At 41.5% G+C, this 21,042-nt stretch carries 17 protein-coding genes and 2 tRNA genes; 12 read left to right on the top strand and 7 right to left on the bottom strand.

The window, feature by feature from the left end; all coding sequences use genetic code 11:
* The 3 genes from HMPREF9009_RS25975 to HMPREF9009_RS12295 form a co-directional block, all read left to right on the top strand.
* Positions 1–1,023: carbohydrate-binding protein (locus tag HMPREF9009_RS25975; RefSeq protein ID WP_049702361.1), on the top strand; the 1,023-nt coding region annotated here is incomplete at its 5' end.
* A gap of 21 nt (positions 1,024–1,044) precedes the next feature.
* Entirely contained in the window at positions 1,045–1,302 is a 258-nt protein-coding gene (locus HMPREF9009_RS12300) for a hypothetical protein (RefSeq protein ID WP_049702360.1), read from the top strand.
* 28 nt (positions 1,303–1,330) lie between these two features.
* Positions 1,331–1,822 carry an N-acetylmuramoyl-L-alanine amidase gene (locus HMPREF9009_RS12295; RefSeq protein ID WP_049702359.1) on the top strand — a complete coding sequence of 164 codons (492 nt, stop codon included), beginning with the start codon at positions 1,331–1,333 and terminating at the stop codon, positions 1,820–1,822.
* 108 nt (positions 1,823–1,930) lie between these two features.
* Here the strand turns inward: HMPREF9009_RS12295 and HMPREF9009_RS12290 are convergent, their stop codons facing one another.
* The 4 genes from HMPREF9009_RS12290 to feoB all read right to left on the bottom strand — a co-directional run bounded on the left by HMPREF9009_RS12290 (position 1,931) and on the right by feoB (position 6,068).
* On the bottom strand, positions 1,931–3,094 hold the full coding sequence (locus tag HMPREF9009_RS12290; RefSeq protein ID WP_049702358.1) for a site-specific integrase: 1,164 nt from the start codon (positions 3,092–3,094) through the stop codon (positions 1,931–1,933).
* A 152-nt stretch (positions 3,095–3,246) separates the two neighbouring features.
* A tRNA-Cys gene (locus HMPREF9009_RS12285) sits at positions 3,247–3,318 on the bottom strand.
* A gap of 51 nt (positions 3,319–3,369) precedes the next feature.
* Positions 3,370–3,585 carry a hypothetical protein gene (locus tag HMPREF9009_RS12280; protein WP_004312937.1) on the bottom strand — a complete coding sequence of 72 codons (216 nt, stop codon included), beginning with the start codon at positions 3,583–3,585 and terminating at the stop codon, positions 3,370–3,372.
* Positions 3,582–6,068, bottom strand: a complete 2,487-nt coding sequence (gene feoB / locus HMPREF9009_RS12275) for a ferrous iron transport protein B (RefSeq protein WP_049702357.1) — start codon at positions 6,066–6,068, stop codon at positions 3,582–3,584. Before feoB ends, HMPREF9009_RS12280 begins: the two co-directional genes overlap by 4 nt.
* Positions 6,069–6,213: 145 nt before the next feature.
* On the opposite strand from feoB, the gene tilS reads away from it, so the two are divergent.
* Positions 6,214–7,494, top strand: a complete 1,281-nt coding sequence (gene tilS, locus HMPREF9009_RS12270; protein WP_049702356.1) for a tRNA lysidine(34) synthetase TilS — start codon at positions 6,214–6,216, stop codon at positions 7,492–7,494.
* Here the strand turns inward: tilS and HMPREF9009_RS12265 are convergent.
* Positions 7,479–8,315, bottom strand: coding sequence for a 4Fe-4S binding protein (locus HMPREF9009_RS12265; RefSeq protein ID WP_049702355.1), 837 nt, complete (start codon positions 8,313–8,315; stop codon positions 7,479–7,481). The two genes, tilS and HMPREF9009_RS12265, sit on opposite strands and share 16 nt — an antisense overlap.
* Before the next feature lie 236 nt (positions 8,316–8,551).
* On the opposite strand from HMPREF9009_RS12265, the gene rho reads away from it, so the two are divergent.
* The 7 genes from rho (at position 8,552) to HMPREF9009_RS12230 (ending at position 17,982) form a co-directional block, all read left to right on the top strand.
* Entirely contained in the window at positions 8,552–10,822 is a 2,271-nt protein-coding gene (rho, locus tag HMPREF9009_RS12260) for a transcription termination factor Rho (protein ID WP_049702354.1), read from the top strand.
* Positions 10,823–11,108: 286 nt separating this feature from the next.
* Positions 11,109–12,575: a sulfatase family protein gene (locus HMPREF9009_RS12255; protein WP_008025830.1), complete on the top strand. Its 1,467-nt coding sequence runs from the start codon at positions 11,109–11,111 to the stop codon at positions 12,573–12,575.
* A gap of 273 nt (positions 12,576–12,848) precedes the next feature.
* A complete protein-coding gene (locus HMPREF9009_RS12250) occupies positions 12,849–14,171 on the top strand; it encodes an MATE family efflux transporter (protein WP_004312926.1) in 1,323 nt (440 codons plus the stop codon).
* A 104-nt stretch (positions 14,172–14,275) separates the two neighbouring features.
* Complete coding sequence (gene ffh / locus HMPREF9009_RS12245; RefSeq protein WP_004312925.1) at positions 14,276–15,598, top strand: signal recognition particle protein; 1,323 nt, start codon at positions 14,276–14,278, stop codon at positions 15,596–15,598.
* Between the two features lie 208 nt (positions 15,599–15,806).
* Positions 15,807–16,688: a bifunctional methylenetetrahydrofolate dehydrogenase/methenyltetrahydrofolate cyclohydrolase FolD gene (gene folD, locus HMPREF9009_RS12240; protein ID WP_004312924.1), complete on the top strand. Its 882-nt coding sequence runs from the start codon at positions 15,807–15,809 to the stop codon at positions 16,686–16,688.
* Positions 16,685–17,839 (top strand): CapA family protein, encoded by a 1,155-nt coding sequence (locus HMPREF9009_RS12235; protein WP_004312923.1) that lies wholly within the window; start codon positions 16,685–16,687, stop codon positions 17,837–17,839. The genes folD and HMPREF9009_RS12235 overlap by 4 nt, the downstream gene beginning before the upstream one ends.
* Positions 17,840–17,903: 64 nt before the next feature.
* Positions 17,904–17,982 (top strand) — tRNA-His (locus tag HMPREF9009_RS12230).
* A gap of 822 nt (positions 17,983–18,804) precedes the next feature.
* Here HMPREF9009_RS12230 and HMPREF9009_RS12225 read toward each other — a convergent pair.
* Both HMPREF9009_RS12225 and HMPREF9009_RS12220 read right to left on the bottom strand, forming a co-directional pair.
* Complete coding sequence (locus tag HMPREF9009_RS12225) at positions 18,805–19,986, bottom strand: acyltransferase (protein WP_083444190.1); 1,182 nt, start codon at positions 19,984–19,986, stop codon at positions 18,805–18,807.
* Positions 19,987–20,046: 60 nt separating this feature from the next.
* The gene (locus HMPREF9009_RS12220) at positions 20,047–20,580 is read right to left on the bottom strand and encodes a Crp/Fnr family transcriptional regulator (protein WP_008645828.1); all 534 of its coding nucleotides are present in this window, start codon (positions 20,578–20,580) and stop codon (positions 20,047–20,049) included.
* A gap of 278 nt (positions 20,581–20,858) precedes the next feature.
* Here HMPREF9009_RS12220 and HMPREF9009_RS26190 point away from each other — a divergent pair.
* Positions 20,859–21,042: hypothetical protein (locus tag HMPREF9009_RS26190; protein ID WP_032811955.1), on the top strand; the 184-nt coding region annotated here is incomplete at its 3' end.

Raw genomic sequence — 21,042 nt, 5'->3', positions numbered from 1 at the left:
ACCTTTACGGCAAATGGCGGCGAGACTCCTGGTGCTTACATCGGCCAATACACCGACTTCACGGCGGCAGACAGCAATACGTTTTCCGCTTATACTTGGACGAAAGTGAAGGGTGACAAAGGAGATAAAGGCGACAAGGGAGATACGGGTGCAACCGGGCTTCCCGGTGCTCTAATCCGTCCGCGCGGTGAGTGGAAAGCAAATACTAACTACGTCAATAATACGCAGTATCGGGATACGGTTATCTATAACGGAAATACTTATTCATGCCGGACGGATCATACTTCTGGGAGTTCTTTCGATGTAACGAAATGGACTTTGTTTAACGAATTTATAAATGTCGCTACGCATTTATTAGTAGCTCAAAATGCAACGATCGATATACTCGGTACGTCTGGTCTGTTTATCGGTAATCAAGCCAAAACGCAAGGTTGGTTAATGACAGGCGGTTCGATTAAGCACAATGTAACCGGGCTTGAACTAACAGCAGACGGGAAATTATCACTTCCTAAAACAGGTGCGATATTGGTTGGGGGGAAGACGTTTATCAGTGATGGAAAGATCGTCGCTGATTTTATCGATGTAAACAAACTCGTTGTAAAACGAATAGAAGCTGTTGATGGCACTATTGGAGGCTTTAAGATTTCTGCTAATAGTATAGGGACAGGTTCTACCAGTATACCAACTATAGATAAAAAGGAGATGTTCCTTTACGATGATATGATTGGTTTTAATAGTAAAAATAGGCAAGTTATTGTAGGTCCGTTTAGTACAATGGGAGTCGATTATTTAGGAAGATTCTACGATCACCGTTCAAGACCTTATGATATAAATAGGGGTGTATCTATTAGTGTAACCGGAGGACGAGATAATATAGCACTTGCTATTGATGGTGGCATTGTAGTTGATGGCAAAAGAGGGATTGATGAATATATTGAAATCGCCCAGGTATGGTATAATGGGAGTACACGAACTAAAGTATTACAATTTAAAAATGGAATTTTATGGAGTGCAACTTGGTAATAATATTTAAATCACATAATTATGAAAATAGACTTTAGAGAAATTCAAGTAAAAGACATCGAAGGGAATAACAGTACCGTTGATATTGCAAAAATGTTAGGCAATACGATCTATCAGAAAACCGCCGATTTGGGTGAGTTGGAACTAGCTCAACAAATCTACAAGAACGGTGAAGTAGAAGTATCTCCCGAACAGGCGGAAAGTATTAAAAAATATGTGAGTACGGGGTTCGTCGCTTTTGTTCAGGTAGCGGTTAATGAAGCTTTATCGGTAGAATAATTCAGTTTCAATCACTTTTATTAAAGACATGAACAATATTGATTCAATCATCATCCACTGTTCGGCTACACGTGCTGGACAAGCTTTCAAAGCAAAAGACATTGATCGAATGCATAGAGATCGAAACTTTTCTATGATTGGTTATCACTATGTCATTGACTTAGATGGTACCATCGAAGAAGGAAGACCTCTATCAATGGAAGGTGCCCATTGTAATACTAAAGGCACCTCTGGTATATCATACAATAAACATAGCGTAGGAATTTGCTATGTAGGTGGTTTAGACGCCAACGGTAACCCAGCAGACACACGTACTCCTGCACAAAAAATTGCACTAATCGAGTTGGTCTCCCGACTCAAAAGTCAATTCAAGATCACAGAAGTACTAGGTCACAGAGATACTTCTCCAGATCTGAATGACAATGGCATCGTAGAGTCAAAGGAATGGATTAAATCCTGCCCCTGCTTCGACGCTGCAATTGAATTCGGCTACTCTCCTGCAGTTGTTATACGACCATAAGAAAGTTTGTACGAGCATGCAGTGTTTTGTACCAAAGTGTACAAAGACTGTACGCTCGTTATTTACTGGTTTTCAGACTAATAGAAATACATTGTACAAATGTACAATTTAAAATGCAAAACAGTTGAAACACTGCATTCCCTCTTGCTTACTCTCGTTTAAAACATGGGCATACACTAAAGTCTCTTTTAAATCAGAATGTCCTAGTATCTCTTTCAAGGAAGCTATATCTTTAGTCTTACGCAAAAAAATAGTTGCAAAAGTATGTCTACCAACTTTATGTGTAATGTTCTTCTCTATTCCAGCAATAGCAGCTATTTCTTTCAGGAATCTATTCATCGTTTGATCAGCTGGCAGTTTCTCAAAAACAATACCCTTTTTTCTGGTACCAACAATATTTTTCAGCAATGTACGAAGTGGATCCGATATAGGTACTTGAATAGGAAATGGTTTTCTTTTCTTTAGCTTCATTCGGAAATAAGTCAATGTATCATCTGTAAACTGCTCAAGAATCAATTTCTTTGCATCCCCTATGTGCAAAGAGCTAAAACATAAAAACAAAAACATTTCTAATGTTTTATGATGTTTATAGTCTAGTTCTCCATCCATATATAACCCCATCAAAGTTTGTAACTCATCTTCTTGCAAATACTCACCACCAGGAATTCCTTTCTTTATCTTCCAGTTCTTAAAAGGATTCTCATCCATATATCCAGCATTGTATGCAGCTAAAACATACTTCTTTATTGTGGCCATGTTTTTGTTTGCGGTATTTTGATTATTTCCAAGTCCAGTCATCAGATGAAAGAAATACTCATCAACCCACTCCCTGGTTATATCATCAAAATAGAGATTAGGATTATATTCTTGCAGCTTTTTGATAACCGATAAGTTCGTCTTAAAAGTTGAATATTCAAGTTTAAACGATTCTTTTTTTTGATAGTCTCGTATGAACTCGAAAAAAGTATTGTAATCGGTTGGTCGATGATATGCTTTAAGAAAAGCATCGCGAGTAAGTTTGCGATCACGAAGTCGGTATTTTACAAAAACATTGTTTATTCTGGCTAATATGTTTTCTATAATCAGTTTTTTGTCATTGCACTGTTTGTCTCCTACTCCTACACACCTCTTCTTATCATTCCAGTTTTTCAAATCAACAGAGACTTTCGTTGAAAAGTTTACTTTTTCACGATTAACGTAAAAAGATAACCAAACGACTCCGGTAGATGGGTCGCTTCCGTATGTTCTTAGATATATTTTTATAGTTACCATAATCTACAATGGTCCCTTTTTACAGGTAAGAATTGATAATCGGTCTACACCTGCACAGTTTGTTACACAAATACAGAAGTAGTTAATTGTTTGTGTGTCAACAAATAACAAATGCCGGACACATTTCTGTATCCGGCATTTTGCCTTCTTCGAGGTTCCTGGCGGATTCGAACCGCCGTACACGGTTTTGCAGACCGCTGACTAAGCCACTCATCCAAGGAACCATTATTTCTCGTTTGCGGTTGCAAAGGTAGTACAAATTTTGAAACTACCAACTATCCGCAGCAATTTTTCTTTGTACTTTTTTTCTTTACATCACACTCTCTGCGTTTCTTCTCCATCATATCCTTTAGTTCACAGCCACTTACGCAGCTGTCACAAGGATTCTGATTTTCCCGCGTACGACGAAAAAAAAGAAATATTCCATATACGACACGGGCAATGCAGAGCACAACGAGTACTCCGACTACCCACTCTTGCCAATTATTCATACAAACAATCCTCCAATCTGATAAACAGCAAATGATACAAGCCAAGCTAATGCCGTTGTATAGCAGGCAGCAAAAAGCGCCCATTTCCAACTACCCGATTCCTGTTTGATAGCCGCCAACGCCGCAATACACGGGAAGTAAATCAATACAAACAGCATATAACAAAAAGCGACCAATGGAGTAATCGGAATACGTTCTGCCAAACTCACCGAGTCAGCATCCGGATCATCTGCATACAAAACGCCTAACGTACTTACCACCAATTCTTTCGCCCCTACACCGGAAAGCAAGCCAATACCTAATTTCCAATCAAATCCCAATGGCTTTATTACCGGCTCTATTCCGCGCCCCAACTGACCGATATAAGAATTTTCCTGCTGTTCGGCAACCGTTTCATAAGCATCATGATTCGGATAATATCCCAGAAACCAGATAATAATAGAAGCAATCATAATAATTCCGCCCATCTTTTTCAGATACTGCGCTCCCTTTTCCCATGTATGACGGAAGATAGACTTCGCTGTCGGCATTCGGTAAGGAGGAAGCTCCATCACAAACGGCGTATCATCACCCTTTATCAGAAACTTGCTAAACAAGCGAGCCATTACCACAGCCAGCACAATACCAATCACATAGATACTTAACAGCACCAAACTTGCATTGTTCGGGAAGAAAGCACCCACCAACAATAAATAAATCGGCAGACGCGCACTACAAGACATCAATGGATTCACCAACATGGTAATGAGACGACTCTTCCGGTTCTCAATAGTACGGGACGCTATAATCGCAGGCACATTACATCCGAATCCCATAATCAGAGGAATAAACGACTTTCCGTGCAACCCCATTTTATGCATGATCTTATCCATGATAAAAGCCGCACGAGCCATATAACCAGAATCCTCCATGATAGAAATACAGAAATACAGAATCAGGATATTCGGTAAGAAAACAATGACAGCTCCTACCCCACCGATAATTCCATCAATCAGCAGATCTTTAAATGGACCTTCCGACATATTATTGCGCAGCAATTCACCAAGCTGCTCTACCATCCATTCAATTCCCATCATCGGATATTCGCCAATGACAAATGTACCTTCAAACATCAGATACATAAAAAGAAAGAAAATAGGAAATCCCCAGACACGATGAGTTACAATCGAATCCAGTACCTTTGTTGTCTGCGCCTGTTCCAGATGATTATCCGTGAACGTTTCTTTCAACGCACCACTGATAAATCCATATTTAGCATCAGTAATAGCCGATTCACAATCCTCATTCATTGTCTCCTGAACACGCTTCGACATCTTGTCGCGGACATGGAAAATTTCATCCGCATTCGGCAATGTGCGTACAATACGCTCAATGTCAGGATCATTCTCCAACAATTTAATGGAGAGGAAACGGGTAGAATATTTATGCCGGATAAACTCGTTCTTGGACACTTCACTTTTTACAGCCTCAATCGCTTTTTCTATATCAGGACCGTGATTTATATGAATATGCCGGAAGACACGCCCCGTCTTTTTATGTTCACGCACATAATCTTCCAGATGCTCTTCCTCATGGTTCTTACGGTCTTCCAAAGAGTCATGCCATTCAGTCAAGTCTTTGAGAACTTCCGGATTCATGTTTCCCTGTTTATCGAAGAAGTCTACTCCTTCATACAGATTGATAACTACATGAAACAACGTATCCAATCCACGATTTTTCTTACTGGCAGTAGGCAGCATCGGCACCCCGAACAACTTGCTCAACAAATGGTAATCCAATGTATTTCCACTGGCTTCCAGTTCATCATAGATATTCAGAGCTACTACCATGCGGACATTCATATCTATCAATTGAGTAGTCAGATATAAGTTTCGCTCCAGATTAGAAGAATCGACGACATTAATAATCACGTCAGGAGTTTCATCGATAATATGACGGCGAACATAGATTTCTTCCGGCGTATAAGCAGATAAAGAATAAGTTCCCGGCAGATCGACAATACGGAAATGATAACCTTCGAAGTCAAAATAACCTTCTTTGGCATCCACGGTCACACCGCTGTAATTGCCTACATGCTCATGAGCACCGGACGCAAGATTAAACAAAGAAGTCTTGCCACTGTTCGGATTTCCGACCAAGGCAACATTGATGGTGCGACGTTTACCTAACGCCAACCGTTTCATATCTTCTTCTTTTACTGAAAGGTCTTCGGGTAATCCTTCATGATAAACAGTCTTTTCAGCCAGTTCTTTTGCCTCCTCCTCGCTGATTACTTCGATCATTTCAGCTTCCTGACGACGAAGAGATATTTCATAACCTAAGACTTTATATTTTATGGGATCTTTTAGGGGAGCGTTCAACAGCACTTCAACCGTTTTACCTTTAATGAAGCCCATCTCCACAATACGTTTACGAAAACCACCGTGCCCCAATACCTTTACAATAACACCTTTTTCTCCTGTTTTTAATTCGGACAAACGCATAACTCTCAAAATTTTCGGCAAAGATAATTCATAACTTCGGAGCACGCAAATTATTTAGAATGTTTTTAAATAGCAGCCATTTTCTTCCTCCAAAAGATTTAGGAAAAATAAAAAAACTTATTGATAAACTCGTATCTTTGCAGATATGATACAACAACGCGTTACAAAATATATAGAAAAAGAACATTTGTTCTCACTGGATGCCAAAGTCCTGATTGCATTGAGTGGCGGTGCCGACTCGGTGGCACTGCTATGTATTCTGCACACAGCAGGTTATCATTGCGAAGCCGCACACTGTAATTTCCACCTGCGAGGCGAAGAATCAGACCGGGATGAACTGTTTGTCCGCCAACTTTGCAAAAGAACCGGAATCCATTTGCATACAATTGATTTTAACACGACACAATACGCAAAGGAAAAACAGATTTCGATTGAAATGGCTGCACGGGAATTACGCTATGACTGGTTCGAGAAAACGAGAAAAGAATGCCAGGCAGATGTGATCGCCGTAGCACATCATCAGGATGATAGCGTAGAAACCATACTACTCAATCTGATTCGAGGTACAGGAATTACCGGTTTATTAGGAATCCGCCCCCGCAACGGAGCAATCGTACGGCCTCTGCTTTGCGTCAATCGAGAAGATATCATTCATTATCTGGAGAGCATCGGACAAGATTATGTAACAGACAGCACCAATCTGGAAGACGAATATACCCGTAACAAAATCCGACTCAATCTCCTTCCTCTTATGCAGGAAATCAATCCGTCAGTCAAAAAGAATCTGATAGACACGAGCAATTATCTGAATGATGTAGCTACCATATATAATAAATGCATAGAGGAAACCAAAAATAATATTGTAACGACAGAAGGTATCCGAATCAGTGATTTAGTAAAGGAACCGGCACCCGAAGCTATTCTATTCGAAATCTTGCATCCTCTAGGCTTCAATTCTGCACAAATCAAAGATATTGCCTTTTCGCTTCACAGCCAACCGGGCAAACAATTTTGCAGTAAAAAATGGAGAGTGATAAAAGACAGGGAATTCTTTTTAATAGAAGCAATCGAATCTAGAAATGAAGTTCTTCCTCCTTTTCAAATCATCAAAGAAGAAAAAGAATACACCCCTGATTTCCTAATTCCACGCAACAAAGGAATAGCCTGTTTTGATGCCGACAAACTGAATGGAGATATTCATTACCGGAAATGGCAGACAGGAGACACTTTTATTCCTTTCGGAATGAAAGGAAAGAAAAAAATAAGCGATTATCTGACCGACCGCAAATTTTCTATCAGTCAAAAAGAACGCCAGTGGGTACTCTGTTGTGGAGAACACATTGCGTGGCTGATAGGCGAACGAACAGACAACCGCTTTCGTATTGATGAAACAACTAAGCGTGTCGTAATCTACAAAATAGTTTGAGGCAATTTCTGTTTCTTGAAGCAATCTGACAACAAAGCCGCAAAAGGAGTATCATACACCCGTGCTTTCTTAACGCAGGCTTTTACACAGGCACAACACTTGATACATTTAGCTTCATCTGTATGCAGTTCATCCCCTTTCGTTATAGCCCCTGCCGGACAACGGACCACACACAATCCACAATGGGTGCACAAATTTTCATCCTCCACCCAAGGAGTGCGGGGAAGCGGTGTTCCACTTTTACGTAACTTGATAACTTTCCTCAAAAAGCGAAACAAAGGAAAAAATGGCTGGCTCGGACGTTTGATAGCACGTACATCTACCGGATAAAGGGTATCCATGCTATCGGCAGCCTGTATTTTTTCCATGATTTTCTTCCCAAATTCCGTAGCAAAGACTAAATCCGACTCATCGGGACGTCCCATCGCAATCGGGTGTTTATCAGTACTATATGAATGCTCTCCAATAAAAGTTGCCCCGGCAATCACTTTCAATCCATGAGGAATAGCAAAAGCATCCAGTTCCATTAAAGCTTTCTCATAAGCACGGTTTCCATATACCACCACCAAAACGGTCGGAGTATCCACTCCCCGGATGTACTGCAAACGCTCCATTGCCAGAGGAGCGACATGACCTCCATACACAGGCACTACAATAATGGCCAAAGCAGATGCAGGAATCACGATTTCATCTGCAATTTGCTGCGTTACATTGATAGGAAGGATATTTTTTATACCCGTACCGTGAACAATCGCTTCCGCAACTTGTTTAGATGTGTGTGTAGGCGAAAAATAAATTAAATGAGCTTCATTTACTGTCATACTATTTTCTTTTATGTAGCAAAGATACACTTTTACGTGGAAAAAAATGTTTGATTGTTCATGAAACCAAAAAAAATTATTATCTTTGCCCCGTTGAAACATTCTACGATTCAACATATACATCCCTAATTCAGAATAAAAAACAAAACGTATGCTTGCATATCTGTAGCCATAAGCTGTAGTAATGCTGTCCGTAATTCAGCAAAAAAAGAAATATTAATAACTTACCATACTATATGTATAACATTATCCAATTAAACGACAAAAATCTGTCGGAACTTCAAGTTATTGCCAAAGAGTTAGGCATAAAAAAAGCAGACTCATACAAAAAAGAAGACCTTGTTTATAAGATACTCGATGAACAGGCTATTGTAGGAGCTACTAAGAAAGTTGCCGCAGATAAGCTCAAAGAAGAACGCAAAAATGAAGAACAAAAGAAAAAGCGTTCACGGGTAGCTCCTACCAAAAAAGAAGACAAGGTAGTTTCCACACCAAAGAGTGGAGAGGTTAATAAAACAAAAGAAGCCACTCCTGTAAAAGCACCACAACCTTCCAAGAAAGAAGAAAGTACAAACAAAGAAAAAGAAGCTCCTGTTGTAGAAGCTAAAGCAGAAAACGCTACTACTGCTCCCAAGCGTAAAGTGGGCCGTCCACGCAAGAGCGCTGACGCAGAAGAGAAAAAAGAAGTAGAAAATGTAACACCGGCTGCTCCCAAAGTGGTGGAAACTAAGCCTGTTGTTGCAGAGAAAACTACTGAAACAAAAGAAAAAGCTGCTCCAGCACAACAGCCGACTGCTGAAAAGAAAGCAAAAAGCAAATCGGCTGCAGAAACAAATAAACCAGCCGCAGAGCCAAACAAGCCTGTTGCAGAGAAAAAAGTTATAGATAAACCACAAAAGAAAGCCGCACCCGTTATCGACGAGGAAAGCAATATCTTATCCAGCGTTGACGATGATGATTTTATTCCAATCGAAGATCTGCCTTCTGAAAAAATAGAGCTTCCTACCGAACTCTTTGGCAAATTCGAGGCAACTAAAACAGAACCTGTGCAAACAGCACCTGAACAGCCATCTCATCCTCAACAGCAACAACAATCTCAACAGCAGCAAGCACAGCAGCAACGCCCGCGTATTGTCCGTCCACGCGACAATAACAACGGTAATAACAATGTGAACAATAATAGCAATAACGCTAATAACAACAATAATAATTTCCAGCGTAATAACAATAATCAGAATCAGGTTCAGAATCCAAATCAGAACCAGAACCAACAACGCTTACCGATGCCACGTGCCACTCAGCAAAACCATGCGAACGAGAATCTTCCGGCACAACAGCAACAACAGCAGGAGCGCAAGGTTATTGAACGCGAAAAGCCTTACGAATTCGATGATATTCTCAACGGAGTAGGCGTTCTGGAAATCATGCAGGATGGATACGGATTCCTCCGTTCTTCCGATTACAACTACCTTTCTTCTCCGGACGACATTTATGTATCACAATCTCAAATCAAACTCTTTGGTTTGAAAACCGGTGATGTAGTGGAAGGTGTTATCCGTCCACCCAAAGAAGGAGAAAAATATTTCCCGTTGGTAAAAGTGTCGAAAATTAACGGACGTGACGCAGCTTTTGTTCGCGACCGTGTTCCTTTCGAACATCTGACACCTCTCTTCCCGGATGAAAAGTTCAAACTTTGCAAAGGCGGTTATTCAGACTCCATGTCTGCACGCGTTGTTGACCTTTTCGCTCCTATCGGTAAAGGACAACGTGCCTTGATCGTTGCCCAGCCAAAGACAGGTAAGACTATCTTAATGAAAGATATCGCTAACGCTATTGCAGCCAATCACCCGGAAGTTTACATGATTATGCTGCTGATTGACGAACGTCCGGAAGAAGTAACCGATATGGCACGCAGCGTTAATGCAGAAGTTATCGCTTCTACTTTCGACGAACCGGCAGAACGTCACGTAAAAATTGCAGGTATCGTATTGGAAAAGGCAAAACGTTTGGTAGAATGTGGTCACGACGTAGTGATCTTCCTTGATTCTATCACCCGTCTGGCTCGTGCATACAATACAGTATCTCCTGCATCCGGTAAAGTTCTTTCCGGTGGTGTGGATGCAAATGCACTTCACAAACCTAAACGTTTCTTCGGTGCTGCCCGTAATATTGAAAACGGCGGCTCGTTGACCATCATCGCTACCGCATTGATCGATACCGGTTCTAAAATGGACGAAGTTATCTTCGAAGAATTTAAGGGTACCGGCAACATGGAGTTGCAGCTCGACCGCAACCTGTCCAACAAACGTATCTTCCCGGCAGTCAACATTACTGCATCCAGCACTCGTCGCGACGACCTGTTGCTTGATAAGACAACCCTTGACCGCATGTGGATATTACGTAAATATCTTGCAGACATGAATCCGATCGAAGCAATGGACTTCGTTAAAGACCGTTTGGAAAAGACCAGAGATAACGATGAATTCCTGATGAGCATGAACAGCTAATTAGCGGTAAACGATAAATGATGAACGGTGAACAAACTGCAATTATCAGGACGCAGTTTGTTCACCGTTCTCTTTTTTAGCCACCCCGTTAATCAATAACCACTTGCCGTTCATCCTTCACAATCCAACATTCATCAGCAATAGTTCCCCCTAATAATCCATCACATATTACATTTTTGTACAAAATACTTTCACTTGCGTCCAAAACTACTACTTCACCCTTTTTTGCGTTTCCTTTTTTCCTACTTTTGTTTCAAAATCAACTATTACTTAATTCTAACCAGTAATGAAAACTATTTATCCATTCATGGGATTAGCCCTATGCGGCGTAGCAGCCCAAGCTCAAGAAAAGCCCAATTTCCTGATTATCCAGTGCGACCATTTGACACAACGCGTCGTGGGAGCTTACGGGCAAACACAAGGCTGCACCCTCCCTATTGACGAAGTCGCTTCACGAGGAGTTATCTTCTCCAATGCTTATGTAGGCTGCCCTCTCAGCCAACCTTCACGTGCAGCTTTATGGAGCGGCATGATGCCTCATCAAACGAATGTACGTTCGAACTCCAGCGAACCTATCAACCCACGTATTCCCGAAAATGTACCGACACTAGGAAGCCTTTTTTCCGAAAACGGTTACGAAGCCGTACACTTCGGAAAAACACACGACATGGGCTCCCTAAGAGGATTCAAACACAAAGAACCGGTAGCCAAACCATTCACTGATCCGGAGTTCCCGGTCAATAACGACAGCTTCCTGGACGTAGGAACCTGCGAAGACGCTGTTGCTTATTTAAGCAACCCTCCCAAAGAACCCTTCATCTGTATTGCCGATTTTCAGAACCCTCACAACATTTGCGGATTCGTAGGAGCAAATGAAGGAGTACATACCGACCGCCCCATCAGCGGAACTCTTCCTGAACTACCAGCCAACTTCGACGTGGAAGACTGGAACAATATCCCCAAACCGGTGCAATACATCTGTTGCAGCCATCGCCGCATGACCCAGGCCTCTCATTGGAATGAAGAGAATTACCGTCATTACATTGCCGCTTTCCAGCACTATACTAAAATGGTGTCCAAGCAAGTAGACAGTGTATTAAAAGCTCTTTACTCCACTCCTGCCGGAAGAAACACCATCGTTGTTATCATGGCCGATCATGGCGACGGAATGGCTTCACACCGTATGGTGACCAAGCATATCAGTTTCTATGATGAAATGACAAACGTTCCGTTTATCTTTGCAGGTCCCGGCATCAAACAACAGAAAAAACCGGTAGATCAACTATTGACACAGCCTACGCTGGATCTTTTGCCTACCCTTTGTGATTTGGCAGGAATTTCCGTTCCGGTCGAAAAACAGGGAATCAGTCTCGCACCCACATTAAAAGGAGAGAAACAGAAAAAGACTCACCCTTATGTAGTTTCCGAATGGCACAGCGAATATGAATATGTCGTTACCCCCGGACGTATGGTACGCGGACCGAGATACAAATACACGCACTATCTGGAAGGCAACGGAGAAGAACTATATGATATGAAAAAAGATCCGGGAGAACGCAAGAATCTCGCCAAAGATCCGAAATACAGTAAAGTTCTGGCAGAACACCGTGCCATGCTTGATGATTACATCACCCGCACAAAAGATGACTACCGAAGCTTGAAAGTAGATGCTGATCCACGATGCAGAAACCATACTCCCGGCTACCCCAACCACGAAGGTCCTGGAGTTCGAGAAATACTCAAAAGAAAATAAATAATAAAAAAGAGTGAAGACGACAAAGAAATCTTCACTCTTTTTAGTTCTTTCGCTGGCAAACTTACAAGCAAGCAGCGCACTAGTATAGCCCAAGAACACCGGCAAACACGAATCATCCGGTTCATATTAAGCCGTAAGGGAGACATGCTTCATTCCGAATCAACTAACGATAAAACTCCCGAAGGTCCGGAAATAGTTTTCATCTACCCCATCGCTTCCGAATCGAAATAAAGCACTATCTTTGCAAAGTGTAAACTTAAACGCTTAATTATGTATACCAACAAACAGATTTGGAGTGTCAGTTACCCGATACTACTAAGCTTGCTGGCACAAAATGTCATCAATGTCACCGACACAGCATTCCTCGGACACGTGAGTGAGGTAGCTCTTGGAGCATCGGCTATGGGCGGGTTATTTTATATATGTGTATTCACCATCGCATTCGGATTCAGTACCGGTTCGCAGATTGTCATAGCGCGACGCAATGGCGAAGGCCGCTATTCAGATGTCGGCCCTGTCATGATTCAGGGAGTCATGTTCCTGTTCGTGATGGCACTGCTGCTATTTGGATTCACCAAGGCATTCGGTGGAAACATCATGCGTTTGCTAGTTTCTTCAGAATCCATCTACGAAGGAACAATGGAGTTTCTGGACTGGCGTATTTACGGATTCTTTTTCTCTTTTATCAATGTCATGTTCCGGGCATTGTACATCGGCATTACACGCACTAAAGTGCTAACCATCAATGCCATTGTCATGGCATTAACCAATGTCGTACTGGACTATGCATTAATCTTCGGAAAGTTCGGTTTGCCGGAAATGGGTATCAAAGGGGCTGCTATTGCTTCCGTATTGGCAGAAGCCTCCTCCATTCTCTTTTTCGTCATCTATACGTATGCCACGGTCGATTTAAAGAAATACGGTATGAACCGCCTGCGCACATTCGACCCTGCATTGCTGATGCGGATCCTTAGTATCTCCTGCTTCACCATGCTGCAATATTTCCTGTCGATGGCTACCTGGTTTGTTTTCTTCGTAGCCGTAGAACGGTTAGGACAACGGGAACTGGCGATTGCCAATATCGTCCGGAGTATTTATGTCGTATTGCTGATTCCGGTCAACGCACTGGCTACGACTACCAACAGTCTTGTCAGCAATGCTATTGGTGCAGGAGGCATCCAGCACGTGATGCCGCTCATTAATAAAATTGCGCGTTTCTCCTTTTTCATCATGCTGGGGTTAGTAGCGGTATCGGCACTGTTTCCACAATTCCTGCTCTCTATCTACACCAGTGAAGCCGCACTCATTACAGAGTCCGTACCTTCGGTATATGTAATTTGTTTTGCCATGCTTATCGCATCCGTAGCCAATGTAGTGTTCAACGGTATCTCCGGAACAGGAAATACACAGGCAGCCCTGTTGCTCGAAACGATTACAATTATCATCTACGGATCATACATCATTTTCATCGGAATGTGGCTGAAAGCACCGATCGAAATTTGCTTTACGATTGAGATTGTGTATTATAGCTTGCTGTTGATAACAAGTTATATTTATCTCAAAAAAGCAAAATGGCAGAATAAAAAGATATAAATACAAGAGATTTTTGTACATTTGCAAGCTCAAATAAAGAGTAGACGGAAAAGTCCCTCTTTCGCCCAAGTAAATTGTAATTAGTAATTCGTAATTAAATAACTATGTTCGATAATTTAAGTGAAAGACTAGAACGGTCATTCAAGATTCTGAAAGGTGAAGGCAAAATCACCGAAATCAACGTGGCGGAGACGCTGAAAGACGTACGTAAAGCACTTCTCGACGCCGACGTAAACTACAAGGTGGCAAAGAATTTCACGGATACAGTGAAAGAAAAAGCTCTTGGCCAGAACGTGCTTACGGCTGTGAAGCCAAGCCAGTTGATGGTGAAGATCGTACATGATGAACTTACACAGTTGATGGGTGGAGAGACAGCCGAGATCAATATCGACGCCCGTCCGGCAGTCATCCTGATGTCAGGTTTGCAAGGTTCGGGTAAGACCACCTTCTCCGGTAAGTTGGCACGGATGCTGAAAACCAAGAAAAACCGTAAGCCATTACTGGTTGCTTGTGACGTTTACCGTCCGGCAGCTATCGAACAGTTGCGCGTATTGGCAGAACAAATCGAAGTACCGATGTACTGCGAACTGGACAGCAAGAATCCGGTAGAAATCGCACAACACGCTATTCAGGAAGCTAAAGCCAAAGGATATGACCTCGTTATCGTCGATACAGCCGGACGTCTGGCAGTAGACGAACAGATGATGAACGAGATCGCCGCTATCAAAGAAGCAATCAACCCGAACGAAATTCTGTTCGTGGTAGACTCTATGACCGGTCAGGATGCTGTAAACACGGCTAAAGAATTCAACGAACGTCTGGACTTCAACGGTGTGGTACTGACCAAACTTGATGGTGATACCCGCGGTGGTGCGGCTCTTTCTATCCGTTCGGTAGTGAACAAACCGATCAAATTTGTTGGTACAGGTGAAAAGCTGGAAGCAATCGACCAATTCCACCCCGCCCGTATGGCCGACCGTATTCTCGGTATGGGTGACATCGTTTCATTGGTAGAACGTGCACAGGAACAATATGATGAAGAAGAGGCTAAACGTTTACAGAAGAAAATTGCCAAGAACCAATTCGACTTCAATGACTTCCTTAGCCAGATTGCACAAATCAAGAAAATGGGTAATCTGAAAGACCTTGCCTCCATGATTCCGGGAGTAGGAAAGGCAATCAAAGATATTGATATTGACGACAATGCTTTCAAAAGCATCGAAGCTATCATCTATTCCATGACTCCGGCAGAACGTTCCAACCCGGAAATACTGAACGGATCACGTCGTACACGTATCGCAAAAGGTAGCGGAACGACTATTCAGGAAGTAAACCGCCTGCTGAAACAGTTCGACCAGACTCGCAAAATGATGAAGATGGTAACTAGCAGCAAGATGGGTAAGATGATGCCTAAAATGAAAAGATAATCATTCAATAGATCCAAACTGATTATAACAAAAAAAGAGGAAGTTTCGACTTCCTCTTTTTTTGTATCCGGAAGCCTACGGTAGAAAGTAGTTTCTCCACTAACAAACTGATAATATACTGCTCATCTCCTGACAAAAATTCCAATCCTTTTGGAGAGTTCAGTTATTTATTTTACTTTTGCCCATCACCAATAAATACTCTGAAAATATGACTCTGATAGACGGAAAAGCCATTTCCGAACAAGTGAAACAAGAGATTGCAGCCGAAGTAGCCGAAATTGTGGCTCGTGGCGGAAAACGCCCGCATCTGGCGGCTATCCTTGTTGGACACGATGGTGGTAGCGAAACGTATGTAGCTGCCAAAGTAAAAGCCTGTGAAGTATGTGGATTCAAGTCCTCCCTCATCCGTTATGAAAGTGACGTGACCGAAGAAGAACTGCTTGCCAAAGTACGCGAACTGAATGAAGACGACGATGTAGACGGCTTTATCGTACAACTTCCCTTACCTAAACATATCTCCGAACAGAAAGTAATCGAAACGATTGATTACCGTAAAGATGTAGACGGCTTCCACCCGATCAACGTAGGCCGTATGTCCATCGGACTTCCGTGCTATGTATCCGCTACTCCCAACGGTATCCTCGAATTGTTGAAACGTTACGAAATAGAGACTTCCGGCAAAAAATGTGTTGTACTCGGACGTAGCAATATCGTCGGCAAACCGATGGCTGCCCTGATGATGCAGAAAGCCTATCCGGGCGATGCCACGGTGACGGTATGCCACAGCCGCAGCAAAGACCTGATAAAAGAATGTCAGGAAGCTGATATTATCATCGCTGCCCTAGGACAACCCAACTTTGTAAAAGCCGAAATGGTGAAAGAAGGTGCGGTAGTTATCGATGTAGGTACTACGCGTGTGCCGGATGCAACCAAGAAATCAGGCTTCAAACTGACTGGTGACGTGAAGTTTGACGAAGTTGCCCCAAAATGTTCCTTTATCACTCCCGTACCGGGCGGTGTTGGACCGATGACGATTGTATCGTTAATGAAAAATACACTCTTAGCTGGCAAGAAAGCCATTTATCAATGAAACATAGCTTGTTTCTGATGATTTTACTTCTCTCTTTGTCCTGCACCTCCCGGTCGCAGGCAAAGAGAGATTCTATCATCGATACCCTGTCGGACAGCCTTTCCGCAACCGACAGTATTTCCCCCACTGATACCCTACGACTCCTTTTCGTAGGTGACCTCATGCAGCATCAAGGACAAATCAACGCTGCACGAACCTCAACCGGCTATGATTATTCCACCTGTTTTACGTACGTTAAAGAAGAAATAGGGAGAGCCGATCTCGCTATCGCCAATCTGGAAGTTACGTTAGGAGGCAAACCCTACAAAGGTTATCCTGCTTTCAGCGCACCGGACGAATTTCTGACCGCAATTCATGACGCAGGTTTCAATGTTTTAGTGACTGCCAACAATCATAGTCTCGACCGTGGCAAATCCGGACTGGAGCGTACCATTCAACTTATCGACTCGTTGAAAATTCCACATGCAGGCACATATATCAACACCGAAGAACGCGATAAGAAATATCCTCTTTTATTGGAAAAGAACGGGTTCCGCATCGCCCTGCTCAACTATACGTATGGCACAAACGGTATCCCCGTTACTCCTCCCAATATCGTGAACTATATTGATACAACAGTTATCGCCAAAGATATTGAAGAGAGCAAAGCAATGAAACCGGACGCAATCATAGCTTGTATGCATTGGGGAATCGAATACCAGTCGCTCCCGGACAAAGAGCAGAAATTCCTTGCTGACTGGCTGATTCAAAAAGGAGTAAATCATGTCATCGGCTCCCACCCTCACGTAGTTCAACCCATCGAAGTTCGCACAGACAGCGTGACAAACGACAAACATCTCGTAGTCTATTCACTGGGAAATTATATTTCCAATATGTCCGCCCGCCGCACCGATGGTGGACTGATGGTAAGAATGGAATTAGTAAAAGACAGCACAGTCCGTCTCAATAATTGCGAGTATAGTTTAGTCTGGACAGCCCGCCCCATTCAGTCCGGAAAAAAAAATCATCAATTACTCCCCGTCAACCTACCTGCTGATTCAATTCCTTTACAAGCACGTAACTCTCTGAAGATCTTCACAAATGATGCTCGAACCCTTTTCAACAAGCACAATCAGGGAATAAAAGAATATACTTTTTACAAAAAAAAGTAGTGAAATCTTTTGGAGATTAAAAGATAATATCTATCTTTGCACCGCGTTAGAGAAACGCAGACATGGTGGCTGTAGTTCAGTTGGTTAGAGCGTCAGATTGTGGTTCTGAATGTCGTGGGTTCGAGTCCCATCTGCCACCCCCAAAGAAACCCTTGTAAGTTAAGTACTTATGAGGGTTTTCTTTTTGTTGGTAGAATATCATTCAAGTGCTAAAGTTTTTCCTACTATAAAGTTGAAAAACATAAAAGCATCTGCCACCTGCAACGAAAAGCGTGTAATACACTAGTTAATAAATAGTTGGAGCGTTGCAGATACCTGTGGCAGATAGGTTGCAGATAAAGTATCTGCAACACGTTATATAATCAAAGAAAAAGCCTTGATTCCTTTATGCAAAGCTATGGGATAATTGGGATCACTCTATGGAGAAATGACAGTGTCTACGGGGAAACGACAGTATCCTTACGTAGAAACTGTAGTGTCCCGCCTTAGAAACTCTCGTTTCCTGCCGTGGAAACTGTAATTTCTAATGCAGGAAACGACAGTTCCCCGCCTGGAAACGGGAAGTCAATGTATACAATAAACTTTTGCCCTCCTGGAGAATTAGCTTATGTAAGGTTTATACTGTGTTGCAGATACTTTATCTGCAACCTATCTGCCGCAGGTATCTGCAACGCTCCAACTATTTATCAACTAGTACATTACACGCTTTTCGTTGCAGGTGGCAGATGTTTTCATGTTTTTTCAACTTTATGGTAGGAGGATTACGCATCAAAATTAGGGTCACAACCATAAGTCATAAAACAAATTCACCTCTGTGCCCTCCGTGTCCTCTGTGGTGAAAAGAATCAAAAACGTGCAAGAATGAATCTATTTTAAGAATGTGATTGCCCCAAATCACTCCCCTTAATTTTCGGACTGCTCCCTTTTTTCTTTTATCTGTTTTACATTTATGTAGCAAAACTAAACTATCCCATTATCCATTTCGCAGCCTTAGGCAGCACTTTGTAAAATAATGCAACTATACACCACGATACGATAAACACAAATAAAGCTGTCGCTGGAATACGCATGAATATAGGTAAATCAATTCTGTCAATCGCTAAATAACCTATTCCTACAGCAAAATAATGTACCATATAGATGCCCAGTCCACATTTTGTTATATTCTTTAAGGCTAATATAATTAAGGGAGACGTTACCTTTACTTTTTGAATTAATAAATACCAGGCAACCGTCATTAAAAAGACATTGGGCGAACAGTATAAAAAGAATAATTCCATTTGGCGCTCTGTAATATCAGGTTGTGAAGTCATATTCCTGAATCCATAATACGTTATGGCATAACCGACACTAAAAAGAATAAGAGATAAAACAACAGTCTTTTTCATCGACAACTTGTTTCTGTCTTTCAAATAATAGCCTAAAAGCAGATAACCGCTAAAACCTGAAAAATAATATAAAGTGCCATAGTCATTCCAAGCGCAAGTACCTCCTATATAGCTGGATATATATTCTTGGCAATAAGGCAGAAATAATGTGATAAACCAAACGGATAAGAATATTTTCATTTGTTTCTCTGTTGCTTGTTTCAGCCATGCAGAAAAAAAAGGCATATACAAATATAATCCTATCAACATATATATGTACCATAAAGGAACTGTATATGTATTGAAGTTAAAAGGAATCATAAGAATATTATGCAAGCAACTATCCCAAGTTTGACTTGGAGACTCTCCTGCATACGCAAACATTTCAGACAAAACAGAATTATTCAGCCCTAAAATACCCGTAAACCACGGAAACAAGTTATATAATAAAGACCATACAATAAAAGGGACTATTACACGAAGCATCCTTTTTTTATAAAATTGTCCGATTTCCTGTTCTACCGGTAATAATAACATTCCTGTCAGCATCACAAACAACGGTACGCACGGACGCAAGAAAGCTCCATAAATACTCCCCCATAAGTTATACTCCGGATTTAAACGAGCTTCAGGAGAAACATTGAAAGGGTCTGAACAATGGATACAGATGACCATTAAAATGGCTATCACACGAATTAAATCAGCCCATACTATATGATTCACATTTTTCATTTGGTATTCAATTTTTTCAATTGCAAAGTTAGGACAATGGTATGACATTTTTTTTAAACTACTTAAAAAAGCAGAATAAAGCAATGCGAAGGAAACGAAACAACCCTATTATTTAATCTTGTTCCTCAAATGGCACAACGTAACTTGAGAGATGCCTAAAAAAGATGCAATATAACCCAAATTTACTCTTTGGAAGAGATCCGGACGTGTTTGCAACAATTCTATATATCGTTCTTCCGCTGACTTATACAGTCTTGAAATTAAACGCTTTTCATTCATTATAAAAGCCTCTTGATGCAAAATCCTTGACCAGTTCGCTATTTCTATATTAGTCTGATACAGCTTTTCTAAATCTTTTATCGGCACGGCATATAATACCGTATTTTCCAATAACTGAACAACTTCATATTCGTACCCTTGTTGGTTCCCATAAAAATTGTTCGTCGAAAAAACGATATCTCCTTCTGTACTAAACCATGAGGTGAGTTCTTTGTCGTTAATTACACAATATGAGCGTGCTATACCTTTTTCAATGAAATAAAAGTTTTTATCATTCTGGAAAGAGGACGTTAGGATATGTTTTTTGGGCAGTTCCAATAAAGAGCTATGAGCAAACAGTTCATTTATGGAACTATTGCTCATGTTTGACTTGGCTTTAAGTGAGTTTATCGTATTATGCATCATTTGACTTTCACAACGCTTATTTACTCTTTCCTGTTTTTTATTAAGCGGCTACAAAAATACAAAAATGCTCCTATAATAAATAAACAAGCTGCATTTTTATATATCGCCCAGATTAGCATTTATGGATTGCTCCCCTTGCCTTCCCGTTGTTGTTTCATGACCGGGTATCCATACTTTTCTGCCATAATCTGCCGATTTTATTCGATTATCCCAATGATATTATTTATATTTCCTCTATGAAAAGCAAGACCGCGACTATCTTTGTGAGTGGAAACGAGTGTCTATTCCTTTCTACATCTTTTTTCCTTGCACTACTGCATGGCGGTTCAGTTCCGATTATAGTCGGAACAATGAACAATTATGTAAATTTCCTCTTCGAGATTAAAACTCAACCGGGTGTCCTACTCCGTCCGAAACGAT

The organism is Bacteroides sp. 3_1_13 (assembly GCF_001185845.1).
GTDB lineage: Bacteria > Bacteroidota > Bacteroidia > Bacteroidales > Bacteroidaceae > Bacteroides > Bacteroides xylanisolvens.
The sequence above is the reverse complement of the archived record's forward strand: the minus strand, read 5'-3'. Positions and strand labels throughout refer to the sequence as shown.

Bases quoted from the DNA above. Each gene is read 5' to 3' on its own strand.
- HMPREF9009_RS12290 (WP_049702358.1), bottom strand. From the start codon at position 3,094: ATGGTAACTATAAAAATATATCTAAGAACATACGGAAGCGACCCATCT.
- rho (WP_049702354.1), top strand. From the start codon at position 8,552: ATGTATAACATTATCCAATTAAACGACAAAAATCTGTCGGAACTTCAA.
- HMPREF9009_RS12300 (WP_049702360.1), top strand. From the start codon at position 1,045: ATGAAAATAGACTTTAGAGAAATTCAAGTAAAAGACATCGAAGGGAAT.
- feoB (WP_049702357.1), bottom strand. From the start codon at position 6,068: ATGCGTTTGTCCGAATTAAAAACAGGAGAAAAAGGTGTTATTGTAAAG.
- HMPREF9009_RS12220 (WP_008645828.1), bottom strand. From the start codon at position 20,580: ATGAGCAATAGTTCCATAAATGAACTGTTTGCTCATAGCTCTTTATTG.
- folD (WP_004312924.1), top strand. From the start codon at position 15,807: ATGACTCTGATAGACGGAAAAGCCATTTCCGAACAAGTGAAACAAGAG.
- tilS (WP_049702356.1), top strand. From the start codon at position 6,214: ATGATACAACAACGCGTTACAAAATATATAGAAAAAGAACATTTGTTC.
- HMPREF9009_RS12250 (WP_004312926.1), top strand. From the start codon at position 12,849: ATGTATACCAACAAACAGATTTGGAGTGTCAGTTACCCGATACTACTA.
- HMPREF9009_RS12235 (WP_004312923.1), top strand. From the start codon at position 16,685: ATGAAACATAGCTTGTTTCTGATGATTTTACTTCTCTCTTTGTCCTGC.
- HMPREF9009_RS12295 (WP_049702359.1), top strand. From the start codon at position 1,331: ATGAACAATATTGATTCAATCATCATCCACTGTTCGGCTACACGTGCT.
- ffh (WP_004312925.1), top strand. From the start codon at position 14,276: ATGTTCGATAATTTAAGTGAAAGACTAGAACGGTCATTCAAGATTCTG.
- HMPREF9009_RS12265 (WP_049702355.1), bottom strand. From the start codon at position 8,315: ATGACAGTAAATGAAGCTCATTTAATTTATTTTTCGCCTACACACACA.
- HMPREF9009_RS12255 (WP_008025830.1), top strand. From the start codon at position 11,109: ATGAAAACTATTTATCCATTCATGGGATTAGCCCTATGCGGCGTAGCA.
- HMPREF9009_RS12225 (WP_083444190.1), bottom strand. From the start codon at position 19,986: ATGTCATACCATTGTCCTAACTTTGCAATTGAAAAAATTGAATACCAA.
- HMPREF9009_RS12280 (WP_004312937.1), bottom strand. From the start codon at position 3,585: ATGAATAATTGGCAAGAGTGGGTAGTCGGAGTACTCGTTGTGCTCTGC.